This window comes from Pengzhenrongella frigida, assembly GCF_004168625.1.
GTDB lineage: Bacteria > Actinomycetota > Actinomycetes > Actinomycetales > Cellulomonadaceae > Pengzhenrongella > Pengzhenrongella frigida.
In genome coordinates, this window is sequence record NZ_SDWW01000014.1 from 71,130 (window position 1) to 88,511 (window position 17,382).

The window sequence follows — 17,382 nt, forward strand, 5'->3', positions numbered from 1 at the left end:
ACTCCTCGGCGTGGCCACCCTGGCCTTCTCAGTCGTCAGCATGCAGGCCGGGGCGTCCGCCTCGGTGGACTCCCCCACCTTCGTCGTGCTCGCCGACGATGCCGCCTCGGTCGACAGCGCGATCGCCGCGGTCGAGGCCGCCGGCGGTCAGGTCGAGCGGGTCAACAGGGCCATCGGCCTCATCACCGCTTCCTCGACCGACACAGCGTTCGCCGCGGAGGTCTCCGCGAAGGCCGACGTCGCCGGCGTCGCCCGGGACAAGCCGATCGGCTCGGTGCCCGACGAAGCCACCCAGCAGCGGGACGCCGTCGAGCAGGAGGGGCGGGACACCTCGGGTGCCGCCGCCGACGCGACGGCCCGCCGTGGCCCGCGGCCCGGCGGGATCGCCGCGGAGCCGCTCGCCGCGTACCAGTGGGACATGGCGATGATCGGCGCGACGCCCCGGGGCTCGTACCGCGAGCAGCCCGGCCGCAAGGACGTCCTCGTCGGGATCATCGACACCGGGATCGACGGCAGCCACCCCGACATCGCGCCGAACTTCGACAGCGCCCTGAGCCGCAACTTCACCACGGACATCGAGCTCATCGACGGCCTGTGCGCCGACGAGCCGGACCAGTCCTGCGAGGACGCGGCCGACGTCGACGAGGACGGCCACGGCACGCACGTCGCCGGGACGATCGCCGCGCCGATCAACGGGATCGGCATGGCCGGGGTGGCCCCGAAGGTCACGCTCGTGAACCTGCGAGCCGGCCAGGACTCGGGCTACTTCTTCCTGGCGGCCACCGTGGACGCCCTCACGTACGCCGGCGACAACGGCGTCGACGTCGTGAACATGAGCTTCTACATCGACCCGTGGCTCTACAACTGCCGCAGCAACCCGGCCGACTCCCCTGCGGAGCAGACCGAGCAGGCCACCATCATCGACGCGACCCAGCGTGCCCTCGACTACGCGCGCAACCACGGTGTCACGCTCGTCGCCGCGCTCGGCAACGAGAACACCGACCTCGGTGCGGCCCTGAAGAGCGACGGCTCCAGCCCGGACTTCCCGCCGGGAACGGAGAAGGACCGTGAGGTCACGAACGACTGCCTCGACCTGCCCACCGAGGGCAACGGGGTCATCTCCGTCTCCTCGGTCGGCCCGAGCGGCAAGAAGTCGGACTTCTCCAACTACGGGCTCGAGCAGAACGATGTCGCCGCACCCGGCGGCTTCTTCCGTGACTTCATCGGCACGCCGCAGAACCGGGTTCCCGAGAACCTGATCCTCGGGCCGTACCCGAAGAGCGTGGCGGTGGCCAACGGGGAGGTCGACGAGACGACCGGGGAGTCGATGTCGGACTTCGTCATCGCCGAGTGCTCGGCGAGCGGCATCGACAGCTGCGCCTACTACCAGCTGATCCAGGGCACCTCGATGGCCGCGCCGCACGCAGCCGGCGTCGCGGCGCTCATCGTCAGCGAGGACGGCAAGCGCGACCGCCGTCGTCCCGGGCTCACGATGGACCCGGCCAAGGTCGACAAGGCCCTGCGCAAGTCGGCCACGGACGTCGCTTGCCCGGCGCCCGTGATCACCTACGCCGCGGAGGGCCGCGGTCCCGAGTTCGACGCCCCGTGCGTCGGGACGGCCAAGCGCAACTCCATCTACGGGGACGGCATCGTCAACGCGCTGCGCGCTGTGCACTGACCCCCGCTGACGAGAAGGGGCCGGACGTCGTCGACGTCCGGCCCCTTCTCGTGCTGGGCCGAAGGCCCCTCGCGGGCGACCCGTGGGCGCGGTCTGCTGGAGTCGGTGGTCGCGAAGCAGGCGATCGCCACGCCGGCGTGGAGGGAGGGCGGAGCGATGCGAGCCTCGGCGCGGACCCACGCGTCCGTCGGCACCCGCACGACGGAGGACTTCCTGCGGCCCTGGACGGCGTCCGTGACCGCGGGCGAGCTTCTCGGGTTCTGCGCTCCGGCGCTCGTCGGCCCGCTGGTGTGGGACGCCCGGCCCGCGATCGCCCTGCCTGCCCTCATGGCCGCCGGCGTGGTCGAGGGGGCTGTGCTCGGCTGGTCGCAGGCGCGGGTGCTCCGCGGCCCGCTCCCCGCGCTGTCCAGGCGCCGGTGGATCGTCGGCACGGCGGTCGGGGCCTCGATCGCGTACCTGTTCGGCATGCTGCCCAGCACGACGTACGGCACGTGGTCGAGCTGGCCGGTCGCCGCCGTCGTCGTCGTCGGCATCGTCGTCGGCGGGCTGCTGCTGTGCTCGATCGGGGTGGCCCAGTGGCTCGAGCTGCGCCGGCACCTGGCCTCCGCGGGTCTCTGGGTGCTCGCCTCCGCGGCCGCCTGGGCGGTCGGGCTCACCGCGTTCGTCCTCGTCTCGACGCCGCTGTGGCAGCCCGGGCAGGGGCCGGTCCTGGTCGCGGCGATCGGCGCGCTCGGCGGGCTGGTGATGGCGGCGACGATGGCGATCACGACGGGTCTCGCGATGCGGCATCTGCTGCGCCGGATGGTGCCGTAAGCGCCTCAACTCCTTGCCCTCGTCACTAGCATGGCGATAGGCCCACTTGGCAACGAGGGAGACCCCGATGGACACGGCAACGACGCCCAGGATCCGGAACGTGGCCCTCGTGGGCCATAGCAGCAGCGGCAAGACGACGCTTGCCGAGGCGCTCCTGCTCCGGGCCGGGGAGATCACCCGCGCAGGTCGCGTCGAGGACGGCACGACCGTGAGCGACTTCGAGGCCGAGGAGATCAAGCACGGCATCTCGCTCTCGCTCGCGGTGGCGCCGTTCCGGTGGACGGCCTCGGACGGCGAGTCGTACAAGGTCAACCTCCTCGACACCCCGGGATATGCCGACTTCGCCGGCGGCGTCGATGCGGCGCTGTCGGTCGCGGACCTCGCGGTGCTCGTCGTCAGCGCGGTCGACGGCGTCCAGGTGGGCACCGAGCAGGTCTGGGCGCAGTGCGTCGCGGCCGGGATCCCGCGCATGGTGTTCATCACCAAGGAGGACAAGGCCCGCGCCGACTTCCACCGCGTGCTCGACGAGCTGCGGGCAGCGTTCGGGTCCGGGTTCGCGCCGCTCGAGCTGCCGCTCGGCGAGGAGGACGCGTTCCGCGGGGTCGCCGACGTGCTCTCCGACCAGGGTCTGGCCTACGACGCCGACGGGGCGCGGCACGTCGAGGCGATCCCGACCGCGGTCGAGGCCGAGGAGCGGCGCCTGCACGACGAGCTCGCCGAGGAGATCGTCTCCGGCGACGACGACCAGCTCGAGCGCTACCTGGCCGGCGACACCCCGAGCGTCGCCGAGCTCGAGCGCACCCTGGCCCGCGAGGTCCTCGACGAGGTCGTCTTCCCCGTCCTGGTCGGCTCCACGGTCAGCGGCATCGGCATCGACCGGCTCGCCGACTTCCTGTGCGAGATCGGTCCCTCACCGGCGGACCGCCCGACGACGGTGGTCCTGGGCGAGGAGCGGATCTCCGTGGCCGCCGACCCGGACGCCGACCCGCTCGTCTACGTCTTCCGCACGGTCGTCGACCCGTTCGTCGGGCAGGTCTCGCTGTTCAAGGTGCTCTCCGGGACGGTCGCCAACGAGAACCGGCTGGTGAACACCTCCACCCAGATGGAGGAGCGCCTGCACGGGCTGTTCCACCTGCGCGGCAAGGACCACCTGCCCGCCGACCGCGTCGTCGCCGGCGACATCGCCGCCGTCGCCAAGCTCGCCAGCAGCCCGACGGGATCGGCGCTCGCGCTGCGGACCACCCCCGTCCACGTCGTCGGCCCGGCGCCGCGCCCGACCCCGTACGGGCTCGCCCTGAAACCGCTCACCCAGGCCGACGACGACAAGCTGTCCGGGGCGCTGCAGCGCCTGTGCGGCGAGGACCCGTCGCTCGTCGTCGAACGGTCGGGGCAGTACGCGCAGACCGTGCTGCGCGGGGTCGGTGACACGCACGTCGCGGTCGCGCTCGAGCGGCTCGCCCGCAAGTTCGGCGTCAACGTCGAGACCGAGCCGATCCGCATCCCGTTCCGGGAGACGATCGCGAAGGGTGCGGACGTCGAGGGCAAGGTCAAGAAGCAGTCCGGTGGCCACGGGCAGTACGCCGTCGCGCAGCTGCGGATCAGCCCCGCCGCACGCGGCCAGGGCAGCGAGTTCGTGGACCGGATCGTCGGCGGATCGATCCCGCGCAACTACATCCCGGCCGTCGAACGCGGGGTCACCGAGGCGATGGCGGCCGGCGGGCTGCACGGCTTCCCGGTCGTCGACGTGCGGGTCGAGTGCTACGACGGCAAGTACCACTCCGTCGACTCGTCCGACATGGCGTTCCGCAACGCCGCGGCGCACGGCCTGCGCGAGGCGCTCAAGACCGCGGGGACCGTCGTGCTCGAGCCGGTCTCGCGCCTCACGGTCACCGTGCCGGCCGAGCTCCAGGGGGACGTGCTGGGTGACCTGTCCACGCGGCGGGGCCGGATCAGCAGCACGACCGTGCTCGACGACGGGCGCCAGGTCATCCTGGCGATGGTCCCCGAGGCGGAGCTGTCGCGGTACGTGCTCGAGCTGCGGTCCCTGACCGGAGGCCGCGGCGTGTTCGAGGCGGAGCACGACCACTACGACGTGCTGCCCGACCAGCTCGTCGCCAAGGTCACCCGGGTCGGCGCGAACGGCCAGCCCGAGATCCAGAACCACTAGCTCGCACCTGCTCCGCGGCCCTGAGAGACTCGGCGCGACCCACCGCACCCGACCGCAGGAGAACCATGCCCGGCACCGTCCCCGTCCTGACCCTCAACAACGGCCGGGAGATCCCGCAGATCGGCTTCGGCGTCTTCCAGGTGCCCGACGACGCGACGACCGCTGCCGTCGCCGCCGCGCTCGCCGCCGGCTACCGGAGCATCGACACGGCGGCCGTCTACGGCAACGAGGTCGGCACCGGCCGCGCCCTGGCGGAGTCCGGGATCTCCCGGGACGAGCTGTTCGTGACGACCAAGCTGTGGAACAGCGCGCAGGGGTACGACTCGACCCTGGCCGCGTACGACGCGAGCCTGGCGAAGCTCGGTCTCGACTACGTCGACCTCTACCTCATCCACTGGCCGTCCCCCGCGCGGGACCTCTACCTGGAGACGTGGCGCGCGTTCGAGCGGCTCTACGCCGACGGCCGCGTCCGCGCGATCGGCGTCTCGAACTTCCTCCCGGAGCACCTGCAGCGCATCCTCGACCTCGGCGGAACCATCCCGGCCGTGAACCAGATCGAGGTGCACCCCGCACTCCAGCAGCGCTCGATCATCGAGTTCAACGATGCGCACGGCATCCGGACCGAGGCGTGGAGCCCGCTCGCCCAGGGGGGCGTTCTCGCCGATCCGGTCATCGCTGCGATCGCCGCCCGCACCGGGCGCACGCCCGCGCAGGTCGTGCTGCGCTGGCACCTGCAGCAGGGCCGGATCATCATCCCGAAGTCGGTCACGCCGAGCCGGATCGCCGAGAACCTCAGCATCGTCGACTTCGATCTCACGGCCGCCGATCTCGCGGAGATCGACGCCCTGGAGAGCGCTGGTCGGACCGGCCCCGACCCGGCGACGTTCAACCGCTGACGGCTGTCAGACCCTCAGCTCGGCGAGCTCGACGACGACATCGACCAGGGCACCCCGCCGGAAGACCGTGACGGGGAAGCGGCGGCCGACCGTGGTGCCGAGCATGAGGCGCTGCAGGTCCTGGGCCGTGCTCACCGGGGTGTCGCCCGAGGCGATCACGACGTCGCCGAGGTACAGCCCGGCAGCCGCAGCCGGGCTGTGGGGCACCACCTCCGAGACGAGGAGCCCGGTGCGCCGACCGAGCCGGTCCGCGAGCGCGGGCGGGACGGCCACGGGAACCCCGCCGACACCGAGCCACGCCCGGCGGACCCGGCCGTCCGCGGTGAGGTCGGCCAGGATGCGCCGGGTCGTGGGGTTGATGGGCACGGCCAACCCGAGCCCGATCCCCGCGACGGCGGTGTTGATCCCGACGACCCGGGAGGCTGCGTCCCCGAGCGCTCCGCCGCTGTTGCCGGGGTTGAGCGCCGCATCCGTCTGGATCACGTCGTCGATGGCGTGCGCTCCGCGCGCCGTCCGGACCGGGAGGGAGCGCCCGAGGGCACTGACCACACCGGCGGTGACCGATCCTGCCAGGCCGAGCGGGTTCCCGACCGCGACCACGAGCTGACCGACCCGAAGGCCGTCGGCGTCACCGAGCTCCGCCGCCGGCGCCAGGCCGACACGGGCACGCAGCACCGCGAGGTCCGAGAGCCGGTCGGACCCGACGACGTCGAACGGGGCCTCCTCTCCGTCGGGCGCGACGACCCCGCCGCCGCTCACCCCCTCGACGACGTGCGCGCTCGTCACGAGGAGCCCGTCACCGGCGATGACGACCGCGGAACCGGCTCCGCTGCCACGACCGCTGCGCACGAGCACCGACAGCACGCAGGGCTGCAGCGCAGCGGCAACCGTGGTCACGATCCGCGAGTACGCGTCGAGAGCCTCATCCATCGGGAAAAGAACCATCCATAGGCATAAGAACCGCGACCGGGCGGCGGTCATGCCCGCCCGCCGTTCGCCGTCGGCGGACGACGCACGTCACCGGTCGGGCACGCCACCGGTCGAGGGGCACCTCCCGTGAGCACCCAGGCGCGCCGGGCGACCAGACCCGCGACACCGTGGCGACCGGCTTTCCACGCCGCGTGAGGCAGATGCTCTCGCCCCCCTCCACGGCGGCGATCAGTGCGCTCAGGTGAGCCTTCGCCTCAGCGAGGCCCATCGTGCGAAGTGGTTCGACGTCCATCGTGACTCCTCAGCGGTTGACCGCACTCATGTCGACGTACCGGTCGCCGACGACGGCGTGGGGCGGGACCGCCGCAGCCAGCGCGGCCAGGTCCGCCGGGGTCAGGTGCACCCCCACCGCCGCGACGTTCTCCTCGAGGAACGGCACGCGCCTGGTCCCGGGGATCGGGACGACGTCGTCGCCCTGGGCCAGCACCCACGCGAGCGCGAGCTGTCCGGGGGTGATGCCCTTCGCCTCCGCGAGCGCGCGGACCCGCGCCACGAGCTGGAGGTTCGCCGCGAGGGCCTCGGGCTGGAACCGCGGGTTGGACCGGCGGAAGTCGTCCGCCGCGAGGTCGCTCGTCGACAGCAGCGTGCCGGTCAGGAGGCCGCGCCCGAGCGGCGCATAGGGCACCAGACCGATGCCGAGCTCGCGGAGGACGGGCAGGACCTCGAGCTCGACGTCGCGCGTGAACAGCGAGTACTCGGTCTGGAGCGCGGTGATCGGATGCACGGCGTGCGCGCGCCGGATCGTGGCGGCGCTCGCCTCGGACAGGCCGAGCCGGCGCACCTTGCCCGCGGCGACCAGCTCGCCCATGGCGCCGACCGTCTCCTCGATCGGGACGTCCGGGTCCACGCGGTGCTGGTAGTACAGGTCGATGTGCTCGACGCCGAGCCGGCGCAGGCTGGCGTCGCACGCCTGGTGGACGTACTCGCGACGGCCGTTCACGCCGCGGCGGGCGCCGTCGGCGGGGGTGCGGTCGATGCCGAACTTCGTCGCGATGACGACCTCGTCCCGGCGTCGTGCGATCGCCGTGCCGACGAGGCGCTCGTTCGTGAACGGGCCGTAGATGTCGGCGGTGTCGAGCAGCGTGACGCCGAGATCGAGGGCCCGGCGGATCGTCGCGAGGGCATCCACCTCGGCCTGGGTGCCGACCGGGGAGGTGTGCCCGTAGAAGTCCGACATCCCCATGCACCCGAGCCCGACGGCCGAGACCCGCAAGGCGGTGCCGTTCGCGTCGTTTCCGAGGGTGCGGGTGACCAGTCGCGAGGAGCTCATGGGAGTCAGACTGCCCCTCTTCGAGGGCGTTCTGGGCCGATATCGGCACTCCGCACGGTCTTTTCCGACGCCTACTCTTAGGACATGGCGAAGTACTTCGACGTCCACCCGCACGACCCTCAGCCGCGGTCCATCGCGCAGATCGTCGCGATGCTGCGAGACGACGCCCTGATCGCCTACCCGACCGACTCGGGCTACGCGCTCGGCTGCCTCATGGACAGCCACACCGGCGCGGATCGCATCCGCACGATCCGGCACCTCGACGACAAGCACCACTTCACGCTCGTGTGCGCCGACTTCGCCCAGCTCGGCCAGCTCGTGCAGCTGGACAACGCGGAGTTCCGGGCGATCAAGGCGTCGACGCCGGGCCCGTACACGTTCATCCTGCCCGCGACCAAGGACGTCCCGCGCCGGCTCGCGCACCCCAAGAAGAAGACCGTCGGGGTCCGGATCCCGGACCACGCGGTCGTCCGCGCACTCTTGCGCGAGCTCGGGGAACCGCTGCTGTCGAGCACGCTGATCCTGCCGGGCGAGGACGCGCCGATGACCCAGGGCTGGCTCGTCAAGGACGAGCTCGACCATGTCATCGATGCCGTGGTCGACGCCGGGGACACCGGGTCCGAGCCGTCGACCGTCGTGGACTGGTCGGAGGGCGCGCCCGAGGTGGTGCGGATCGGCGCGGGGGACCCCTCGAGATTCGCATGACCGACGGCGCTGAGCTCCCGGCGCCCGCCTACCCGACGCTCGCGCGCTCGGCCCGCACCATCGACGAGCTCGACCGGCTCGTCGTCGACTGCCGCGCCTGCCCACGGCTGGTCGCGTGGCGGGAGCACGTCGCCGAGGTGAAGCGCGCGGCCTTCCGGGACGAGACCTACTGGGCCCGGCCCGCGCCCGGGTTCGGGGATCCGCACGCCGGGGTGCTCGTGGTCGGACTGGCCCCCGCCGCGCACGGGGCGAACCGCACCGGCCGGATGTTCACCGGCGACCGCAGCGGTGACTTCCTCTTCGCGGCCCTGCACCGGACGGGCTTCGCCTCGCAGCCGACGTCGGTCCGGGCCGGCGACGGGATGATCCTCACCGGCCTGCGCCTCACGGCACCCGTCCGCTGCGCACCGCCCGAGAATGCGCCGACACCCGCCGAACGGCGCACCTGTGGACCCTGGCTCGGCCGCGAGCTCGAGCTCGTGGCGCCCGACGTCGTCGTCGTGCTCGGCGGGTTCGGCTGGCGGGCGATGCTGGTGACGCTCGCCGAGCAGGGGTGGCACGTGCCGCGACCCCGGCCGGCGTTCGGTCACGGCACCGAGGTACGGCTCGACGGTCCGGACGGACGCGGCCTCACGCTGCTGGGGTGCTTCCACGTCAGCCCGCACAACACGTTCACGGGCCGCCTCACCGAGGCGATGCTGGACGCGGTGCTCGACCGGGCGCGCGCGCTCGCGAGCACCTGATCGCGGGCGCCTGATCGCAGGCGCCCGATCGCACGCGCCTTCCGCGGCTCGGCGGCGCCTTCCGGCACGAACGCGCGCCTTCGGGCAGGAAGCGGCGCGAAGGCCCGACGAAAAAGACTCGTGGCCCGCCCCCTGTGATGGGTGTTGAGAAGACACCCGGCAGGAAGCGGACCACGAGCCGACCTCAGAGCCTACGCGGTCGCGGAGGACCGCTGGACTCGGCGGTTCCCTACTTCATGAAGAGCAGCGGCTTGCCGTCGTACTCGTCGTACGGGTTCGGCTCGGCCCAGCCGCCGTCCCACATGACGCCGGCGATCTCGTTCCCGCCCTCGACCGATGCCCCGACCACGCACTGGGCCAGGACAGCGCCGGCGGTGTCGAACTCCGTGGAGAAGGAGTTCGTCGTGCAGTCGTCCCAGCCGATGACGGAGACCAGCTGACCCTTGGCCCCCTCGGTGTCGACCGGGTCGAACGACGTGTAGTCGGAGTCGAATGCGATCGTGTCGCCGGAGACCTTGGTCTGCTCGAGCCGGAGCAGGGTGACCTTGTACCCCTTGAGCTGCGGGATCTGCGCGACGAGGAAGGCGGTCTGCTCGGCGCTGGCGGCGTCGGCGGAGACCATCTTGACGCTGATGACGGCCTTCTCCGTGCCGGCGCCGCCCGTGACGAACGGGTAGGTCTGCGACTCTCCGAGGCCCACCTTCGACCCGGGTGCGGCCACGTCGCCAGCGGCGGCGGGCGGCGCGGCGGTCTCCTCGGGCGACTCGCTCTCCTCGGGCGACTCGCTCTCCTCCGGTGCGGCGGACGACGCCGGCGCGGTCGATGCCGCGTCGTCGTCCTTGGATGCTCCGCACCCGCTGAGCGCGATTGATGCGGCGATGACCATTACTGCGACGGGCAGAATTCGGCTGGACTTCACAGGCTTTGCCCTCGATCTTGATATGGGGAGGACCGACCATTGGCCCATTTTTCAGTCTAGTCGAGGAATTCCGGCCAAACCTGGCGCAGAACACCGTCCCGGGTATTCTCCGTGCCGCGGCGACAATTTCGAAGGTGTCGATCGTTGCAGTCCGAGCCCAGTTCACGCGTGCAGAGCGGGGTCCGACGACCTGGATGTGAATTTCACCACTTTCTCTACAAGTCAGTCAATCCGGCCGGATGTTCTGCGCCGTTGACGGCAGGCGTGGGACGCTTCTTTGGTCACGCCGTCTGCACCCGAAAAGAAAAGACCCGAACATGGTTGTCTTCGCCTGGATCGCCGCCATCAGCCTGGTGCTGCTGGTGGTCAGTGCATTCGTCGGGGATCTGCTCGACGGCGTGCTCGACTCGATCGATTTCACCGGTGGATACCTGTCCAGCGCATCCCTGCTGGCGTTCACCGGCACGATCGGGTTCGCCGGATGGGTCTCGATGTACGCCGGGCTCTCGGTCTTCGTCGCGGCGGGGATCGGTCTGGGCTGCGGTCTCGTGGTGGGCACCGGCGCGGGCCTGCTCACGCGCGCCCTCGTGCGTTCCCCGACCGGGCACCAGATCACGTCCGCGGACTACGTGGGCGCCGTCGCGACCGTGGTCACCGCGATCCCGGACGAGGGCTACGGCGAGGTCACGATGACGGTGTCCGGCCACCCCCTGAAGCTCGCCGCCCGGTCGAGAGTTTCGGTCGACGTCGGTGAGCAGGTCGTCGTGACCGCCGTCCTGAACGAGGCGACCGTCATGGTCGCCGTCACCGTCGCGCCCTGACCGCACCGATCCGACCGCACCGCACTGCTCCGCACCTTCTCCGCACCGCACCTCGCCTTCTCCGCACCCCACCGCTGTACGACACCAAGGAGCTACCCACCTCGTGTTCTCCAACCTCTCTCCCGTGGCGCTGAGCATCGTCGGCATGGCCGTCGTTCTCGTCGTGCTCATCGCAGCGATCATCAAGCGGTACCGCGTCGCCAAACCGAGCGAGGCGTTCGTCATCACCGGCCGCAGCTCGAAGAACGTCGAGGACCTGTCGGGCCAGCGGGTCGTGACCGCCGGCGGCGTGTTCACCCTGCCGTTCGTGCAGCAGCTGACCGTGATCGACCTGTCCAGCCGCCGGATCTCGCTCACCGTGGCCGGGGCACCGTCGATCCAGGGGATCAAGCTCAACGTGACCGCGGTCGCCGTCGTGAAGGTCGCGAGCTCCGCGGAGTCCATCCGCGCCGCCGCGCAGCGGTTCGGCAACCAGCAGGACCAGATCGACCCGTACACGAAGGACCAGCTCGAGGGCGCGCTGCGCGCGATCATCGGCAACATGACGGTCGAGGACATCATCGGCGACCGGCAGAAGTTCGCCCAGCAGGTCGCCGACGCCGTCACCCAGACGCTCGCGAGCCAGGGTCTGGCCCTGGACACGTTCCAGATCGCGGAGGTCGCCGACACCGGCACCGGCACGTACATCGCCGACATGGCCCGGCCCGAGGCGGCCGCCGTCCGCCAGCGCGCCATGATCGCCGAGGCCGAGGCCCGCCAGATCTCCGAGCAGCGCCGCCTGGCCGCCGAGAACGAGATCCAGAACGCCCAGCAGATCGTCGACGTGCGGGCCGCCGAGATCCAGGCCATCACCGACAAGGCGAAGTCCGCCGCGAACGCCGCGGGCCCGCTCGAGGCCGCCGCGCGCCAGCAGGACGTCCTGACCGCCCAGGAGAAGGTCGCCGAGCGCCAGGCCGCGCTGACCGAGCGCCAGCTGGACACCACCGTTCGCCGTCCGGCCGATGCCGAGCGCTACCGCCTGGAGAAGATCGCCGAGGCGAACAAGACCACCGCGATCCTCGCCGCCGAGGCGGCGTCCGCCGAGGCACGCCTGCGCGGTGAGGGTGAGCTCGCCCGTCGTACCGCGGAGGCGCAGGCCGTGCGGCTCGAGGGTGAGGCCGCGGCGTCGGCCCGCGAGGCGATGGGTGCGGCCGACGCGTCGGCCCTCGACTCCAGCGCGGAGGCGTACGGCAAGTACTCCACCGCGGCCATCCTGTCGCTGGTCATGGGGACCCTCCCGCAGGTCGCCCACGAGCTGGCGGCGCCGATGGCGGCGATCGACTCGCTCACGGTGATCTCGACCGATGGCGCGTCCGCGCTCCCGAAGGCAGCCGTGTCCAACTTCGCGCAGCTGTCCGCACTCACCGGGCTCGACGTCCCGAAGATCATCCAGGGGCTCGTCGCCGGGAACGGCGGCCTCGCCGGCCTGGCCGACGGCGTCTCCGCAGCAGCTCACCCGGCGGCCGCGCCGATCGTGGCACCGGCGCCGACACCGACGTTCAACTGACCCCACGCTCGACCCGGCACACCGCCCGCACGGCCCGGCATCCAGCGAGATGCCGGGCCGTCGTGCGTTCTGCACCCGGACGGATGACCCGTTGAACTGGTCCGACTTGTCCGAATTGTGTCTACAGTCCTGTATCGCGAACTCTCGCGATGCGTCCATTTGACGCTGGTGCACGTGCGCGGAGAGGACCAACCGTGCCGCACTTCGGACCGACGTCGACCGCCATCCCCCAGCCCGGCTCGGTGCACGACATCGCTGTCGATCGTGAGCGCATTCGACGACGCCGGGTCTACCGGCTCGCCGCGGTGGTGCTCACCTTCGAGGCGTACCTCATCGCGATGCCGTTGCTGGGCCGGGCGCCGATGCCCCCGCTGCCGGCGATCGACCCGCTGATCGTCGCGCCCGTCGCGTTCTTCATCGCCCTGATCGCCCTGCTCGTGGGCACGCAGGTCATGGCCGGCCGGTCTCCGCACCTGATCTTCCGGCCCGAGCAGATGGACGTCACGCTCGACGACGTGATCGGCATCGACCCGATCAAGGAGGACGTGCGGCGGTCGATCGACCTGTTCCAGACCCATCGCCGGTTCGCCGACCAGATGGGTGGCACCCCGCGGCGCGGCCTGCTCTTCGAGGGCCTCCCTGGCACCGGCAAGACCATGACCGCCAAGGCGATGGCGGCCGAGGCCGGCGTGCCGTTCCTGTTCGTCTCGGCCACGTCCTTCCAGTCCATGTACTACGGCGCGACGGCGAAGAAGATCCGCGCGTACTTCGCGGCCCTGCGCAAGGCAGCGCGGGCCGAGGGCGGGGCGATCGGGTTCATCGAGGAGATCGACGCCATCGCGACCCGCCGCGGTGGGCTGCTCGCGGCCGACGGCGTCTCTGGCGCCGGGTGGGGTGCCGGGTGGGGTGCCGCGTGGGGTGCCGCGTGGGGTGCCGGGTCGGGTGCCATCCGGCACGCCGTGGTCAGCGAGGGCACCGGTGGTGTGGTGAACGAGCTGCTGGTCCAGATGCAGTCGTTCGACGAGCCCACCGGCCTCGAGCGCCTGCGGAACGCCTTCACTGCGCGGATCAACCTCCTGCTCCCGGCCGACCGGCAGATCAAGCAGATCAGACCGGTCCGCGCCCCGATCCTGCTGATCGCCGCCACCAACCGGGCGGACTCCCTCGACCCCGCCCTGCTGCGCCCGGGCCGCTTCGACCGGCTGCTGACGTTCGCCGCCCCCGACGTGCACGGCCGGCGGGCGCTGGTCGACCACTTCCTCGCGAGGCGGTCGCACGATCCCGCGCTCGACGGCCACGGCCTGCGCGACCGGCTGGCGGCGGCGACGAACGGGTGGACACCCGTGATGATCGAGCACCTGCTCGACGAGGGCCTCGTCAACGCCGTGCGCCGCGGCGCCGGGGCGATGTCGTTCGACGACATCGAGACGGCCCGGATCACCGAGATGGTCGGCATCGGCCAGCCGGTCCGGTACACGAGCGCCGAGCAGAGCCTGATCGCCACCCACGAGGCGGGCCACGCCGTCGTCGCGTGGCTCGTCGCGCCGAACCGGACCCTGGAGGTGCTCACCATCGTCAAACGCGGGTCAGCCCTCGGGCTGCTCGCGCACGGCGACACCGAGGAGGTCTACACGCGGTCCACCGAAGACCTGCAGGCCCTGGTCCAGATCGCGATGGGTGGGCTCGTCGCCGAGGAGCTGTTCTTCGGCCAGACCTCGACCGGCCCGGCGAGCGACCTCGCCGCTGCCACCCAGACCGCCGCCCAGATGGTCGGCGCGGCGGGGATGACCGGGTCGCTCGTGTCGTTCCAGGCGAACGGTCGTGATCTCATCTCGTCCGTCCTCGGGGACCCCGCCGCTCGCGCTCAGCTCGAGGCGGTTCTCGATTCCGCCCGAGACTCCGCGCGCGTCCTGCTCACGCAGAACCGCCACCTCGTCGAGGCGCTGCGGGACGCACTGCTGGAGCGGCACGAGCTCGTCGGGGTCCAGATCACCGAGGTCCTCGAGTCCGCCCGCGCGGCCGCTCCCGCCACCCGGTAGCGCAGACTGCTGGGCATGCGCCACGCCACCCGCTGGGAAGACAAGACGACCGCCGACCCGAACCACTCGACCTGGTACGTCGAACGGTTCCGGCGCATGGTGGCCGATGGCGCGGACCTGGCTGGCGAGGCGCGGATGATCGACGCCCTGATCCCGCGCGGCTCGCGGGTGCTCGACGCCGGCTGCGGTCCGGGCCGCGTGGGTGCCGAGCTCGCCGCGCGTGGCCACCTCGTGACCGGCGTGGATGTGGATCCGGTGCTGATCGAGGCGGCCCGGGCGGACCACCCCCGATCCGAGTGGCTGCTCGGCGACCTGGCCGAGCTCGACCTGCCCGCCCGGGGGGTGCTCGAGCCGTTCGACGTCGCCGTCGCGGCCGGGAACGTCATGACCTTCCTTGCCCCGGGAACTGAGGTCGAGGTGCTGAGCCGGCTGGCCGCGCACGTGCGCGCCGACGGTCGAGTCGTGCTGGGGTTCGGCGCCGGTCGCGGGTATGCGTTCGAGGACTTCTTCGCCGATCTCGACCGTGCGGGTCTGCGGCTCGAGGCGGCGTTCTCGACCTGGGACCTGCGGCCGTTCACGTCCACGTCCGATTTTGTCGTCGCGGTCACGGCCCCGGCGTCGGCCTGACTCGCGGCCGGTCCTTAGTCCCTAGTGACCGCCGTGATCCGCCCGGGATACTCATCTCATGGCTATCACAACGATTGCGGTCGACTCGGCCGTGCGGGACCGCATCGAGACCGCGGCGGAGCGTCGCGGGCTCACTGCGGGCGTCTTCGTCGAACTCCTGCTCGAGGCGTGGCTGCGCGAGGAGCGGCTCACGGCGATCCGCCAGGCGATGGAGCAGGCCACCCGCGACGCCGCCGAACCCGGCACGGCAGCGGGTGTCGAGATCGGCGTCGAGGCTGGCATCACCGCCCGCTGACTCCGAAGCGTCGCGGCATGGAAGGCTGGTCGCCGTGACCCCGAGCGCGGTACAGCCCGTCGTCAGTTCCGCCACGGCACCACCGGGCGCGGACGTCACCGCCCTGCGCCGACTTCTCGGCGGGGCCGACGTCGCATGGCTGGTCCAGCGGGTGCGCGGCAAGATCGCGACCGGCCACACCGGCCGGCTGTCCGGCACGGTCCAGCTGCGCAAGCCGACACCAGACGAGCGCGACGGCGCGGTGCGGCTCGTCGGGCCCCCGAGCCGCCTGAGCCGCTCGAGCAGCACCCTGCACGTCAACCTCGGCACGCTCGACGACCTGCTCGTCCAGGGGATCTGGCCACGGGGGTTGGCCGATGCCGTCCTCGTGCTCACCGGTCCGGTCGCGACCTGGCCCCGCGAGCGCGCCGTCGTGGATGCCGCCTGGGTGCACGCCGCCGCCGCCTTCACGCCCGCACTGCTCGTAGACCCCGTGCTGGAGACGTGGTGGGGAGCGTGGTGCGCGTCGGGACACCTCCGACGCGCCGGCCTGGACGATCCCGTCGCTGCACGACGTCTCGCGGCGGACGCGGCGGCCTGCCTGTGCGCCCTGCCGACCACCGGCGAACCGCTCGCGGTGTTCGCTCGACGCATCACCGGTGACGCGCACGCCCTCGACCGCACCCGCCCGCTGAGCGGTCTCGTGCTCGCAGCCGTGCACGCCCTCGAGCTCGGCTCCCCCGCCCACGGCCACGCGGCAGCGCAGCCCGAGGCACGCGCCCACGGCCTCGCGGCGGCCCAGCCCGATGCCGCGGTGGCGGAGGAGCTCCCGGCATCACGAGGGATCTGGGCGAGCGCTGGCCTGCTCCCCTCGATCGCGTCGGCGACGGTGCTGTGCCTCGGGGTCCAGGGGGATCCGTTCGCACGGAGGCGCGGGCTCCTCGCGGCGAGCGCCACGGCCGCCGCCCTCACCGGGTGGTGCACCGCCGGGGTGCCGGTCGCGCTCACCCTCGACCAGATCCGCTCCGGGGGCGTCGGCGTGGTGCCGTCCGACGGCGTCGTCCACGTCTGCACGAGCGCGATCGTGATGGAGGCGGTCGCGGCGGAAGCCACCCGGCGCGCCGACCTCGCGGCGTCGACCCTGTCCGGGGACCGAGCGACCCCGATCTTGGTGTGCACCGACGGGCCGCCAGGGGCCGCCGCTCTCGAGCTGCTCGAGCGGCTCTCCTGGGCCGGCGCGGAGGTCCGGTTCCACGGCGACTTCGACTGGGAGGGCCTGCAGATCGGCGTGGCGCTCGCCGAGCGCATCCCGTGGGCACCGTGGCGGTTCGGGACGATGGACTACGCCCAGGCTGTGGCGGCCCTCGCCGCGGGCGAGCTGTCCGAGGCGACCGTCGACCGTCGGCATCTCGGGCGGCGGGGAGAGTCTGTGACGTCTCCGTGGGACCCGGCGCTCGCCGAGGCGATGGAGCGGTGCGGCGAGGTGATCGAGGAGAGCGAAGTCGTCGACTGGCTCGTGACCGACCTGCTCGACCCCGTTCGGCTCGAACCTGTCTCACCCGCGCCTGCCCTGCCGCCCGAGCCCGCACGGCCAGACCCCGACGACGTTGCCGGTGAGCTTCGCGACGAGATCGACGGTGAAGTTCGCGACGGCGTCGACGGTGAGACTCGACCCGCAGCGCCATGACCCGCATCGTGCTGGGCTCGGCGGGCCCCATACAGGTCCCATCCGAGTAGCTCGACCGCTCCGGTCGGTGGTCCCGCGGTCGGTGGTCTCGCGGTCGCCGGTCTCGCGGTCTCGCGGTCTCGCGGTCTCGCGGTCTCGCGGTCTCGCGGTCTCGCGGTCTCGCGGTCGGTGGTCTCGCGGTCAGCGGGTGATGACGTTGCCGTGGCG

16 protein-coding genes are annotated in these 17,382 nt (G+C 72.0%); 12 read left to right on the forward strand and 4 right to left on the reverse strand.

Annotation, left to right across the window (positions count from 1 at the left end):
- The first annotated feature begins 10 nt into the window (after positions 1-10).
- From EUA98_RS07745 to EUA98_RS07760, 4 genes are all read left to right on the forward strand, one after another.
- Positions 11-1,678 (forward strand): S8 family serine peptidase, encoded by a 1,668-nt coding sequence (locus tag EUA98_RS07745; protein WP_207219006.1) that lies wholly within the window; start codon positions 11-13, stop codon positions 1,676-1,678.
- Positions 1,679-1,834: 156 nt separating this feature from the next.
- Entirely contained in the window at positions 1,835-2,491 is a 657-nt protein-coding gene (locus tag EUA98_RS07750) for a hypothetical protein (RefSeq protein ID WP_130102096.1), read from the forward strand.
- 67 nt (positions 2,492-2,558) lie between these two features.
- Positions 2,559-4,658 carry an elongation factor G gene (locus EUA98_RS07755; RefSeq protein WP_130102097.1) on the forward strand — a complete coding sequence of 700 codons (2,100 nt, stop codon included), beginning with the start codon at positions 2,559-2,561 and terminating at the stop codon, positions 4,656-4,658.
- A gap of 65 nt (positions 4,659-4,723) precedes the next feature.
- Complete coding sequence (locus tag EUA98_RS07760; RefSeq protein ID WP_130102098.1) at positions 4,724-5,554, forward strand: aldo/keto reductase; 831 nt, start codon at positions 4,724-4,726, stop codon at positions 5,552-5,554.
- Between the two features lie 6 nt (positions 5,555-5,560).
- Here the strand turns inward: EUA98_RS07760 and EUA98_RS07765 are convergent, their stop codons facing one another.
- The 3 genes from EUA98_RS07765 to EUA98_RS07775 are packed head-to-tail and all read right to left on the reverse strand — an operon-like array spanning position 5,561 to position 7,814.
- Complete coding sequence (locus EUA98_RS07765; RefSeq protein ID WP_130102099.1) at positions 5,561-6,484, reverse strand: S1C family serine protease; 924 nt, start codon at positions 6,482-6,484, stop codon at positions 5,561-5,563.
- Complete coding sequence (locus tag EUA98_RS20525) at positions 6,477-6,776, reverse strand: type II toxin-antitoxin system Phd/YefM family antitoxin (protein WP_130102100.1); 300 nt, start codon at positions 6,774-6,776, stop codon at positions 6,477-6,479. The genes EUA98_RS07765 and EUA98_RS20525 overlap by 8 nt, the downstream gene beginning before the upstream one ends.
- A gap of 9 nt (positions 6,777-6,785) precedes the next feature.
- Positions 6,786-7,814, reverse strand: coding sequence for an aldo/keto reductase (locus tag EUA98_RS07775; RefSeq protein WP_130102101.1), 1,029 nt, complete (start codon positions 7,812-7,814; stop codon positions 6,786-6,788).
- Between the two features lie 84 nt (positions 7,815-7,898).
- Here EUA98_RS07775 and EUA98_RS07780 point away from each other — a divergent pair, with 84 nt between their 5' ends.
- On the forward strand, positions 7,899-8,519 hold the full coding sequence (locus tag EUA98_RS07780; protein ID WP_130102102.1) for an L-threonylcarbamoyladenylate synthase: 621 nt from the start codon (positions 7,899-7,901) through the stop codon (positions 8,517-8,519).
- Positions 8,516-9,262: a uracil-DNA glycosylase gene (locus tag EUA98_RS07785; protein ID WP_130102103.1), complete on the forward strand. Its 747-nt coding sequence runs from the start codon at positions 8,516-8,518 to the stop codon at positions 9,260-9,262. The genes EUA98_RS07780 and EUA98_RS07785 overlap by 4 nt, the downstream gene beginning before the upstream one ends.
- Before the next feature lie 229 nt (positions 9,263-9,491).
- Here EUA98_RS07785 and EUA98_RS07790 read toward each other — a convergent pair whose 3' ends face one another.
- Positions 9,492-10,148, reverse strand: a complete 657-nt coding sequence (locus tag EUA98_RS07790) for a hypothetical protein (RefSeq protein ID WP_130102104.1) — start codon at positions 10,146-10,148, stop codon at positions 9,492-9,494.
- Positions 10,149-10,498: 350 nt separating this feature from the next.
- Between EUA98_RS07790 and EUA98_RS07795 the strand changes: the two genes are divergently transcribed.
- From EUA98_RS07795 to EUA98_RS07815, 6 genes are all read left to right on the forward strand, one after another.
- A complete protein-coding gene (locus tag EUA98_RS07795) occupies positions 10,499-11,002 on the forward strand; it encodes an NfeD C-terminal domain-containing protein (protein ID WP_130102105.1) in 504 nt (167 codons plus the stop codon).
- Between the two features lie 103 nt (positions 11,003-11,105).
- Positions 11,106-12,548: a flotillin family protein gene (locus EUA98_RS07800; protein ID WP_207219007.1), complete on the forward strand. Its 1,443-nt coding sequence runs from the start codon at positions 11,106-11,108 to the stop codon at positions 12,546-12,548.
- Between the two features lie 194 nt (positions 12,549-12,742).
- Positions 12,743-14,587: an AAA family ATPase gene (locus EUA98_RS07805; protein ID WP_242511336.1), complete on the forward strand. Its 1,845-nt coding sequence runs from the start codon at positions 12,743-12,745 to the stop codon at positions 14,585-14,587.
- A 15-nt stretch (positions 14,588-14,602) separates the two neighbouring features.
- Positions 14,603-15,214, forward strand: coding sequence for a class I SAM-dependent methyltransferase (locus tag EUA98_RS07810; RefSeq protein WP_130102107.1), 612 nt, complete (start codon positions 14,603-14,605; stop codon positions 15,212-15,214).
- 58 nt (positions 15,215-15,272) lie between these two features.
- A complete protein-coding gene (locus tag EUA98_RS19705) occupies positions 15,273-15,509 on the forward strand; it encodes a hypothetical protein (RefSeq protein WP_165372749.1) in 237 nt (78 codons plus the stop codon).
- Positions 15,510-15,543: 34 nt separating this feature from the next.
- Positions 15,544-17,175 (forward strand): TIGR02679 family protein, encoded by a 1,632-nt coding sequence (locus tag EUA98_RS07815; protein WP_165372750.1) that lies wholly within the window; start codon positions 15,544-15,546, stop codon positions 17,173-17,175.
- Positions 17,176-17,382 lie beyond the last annotated feature (207 nt).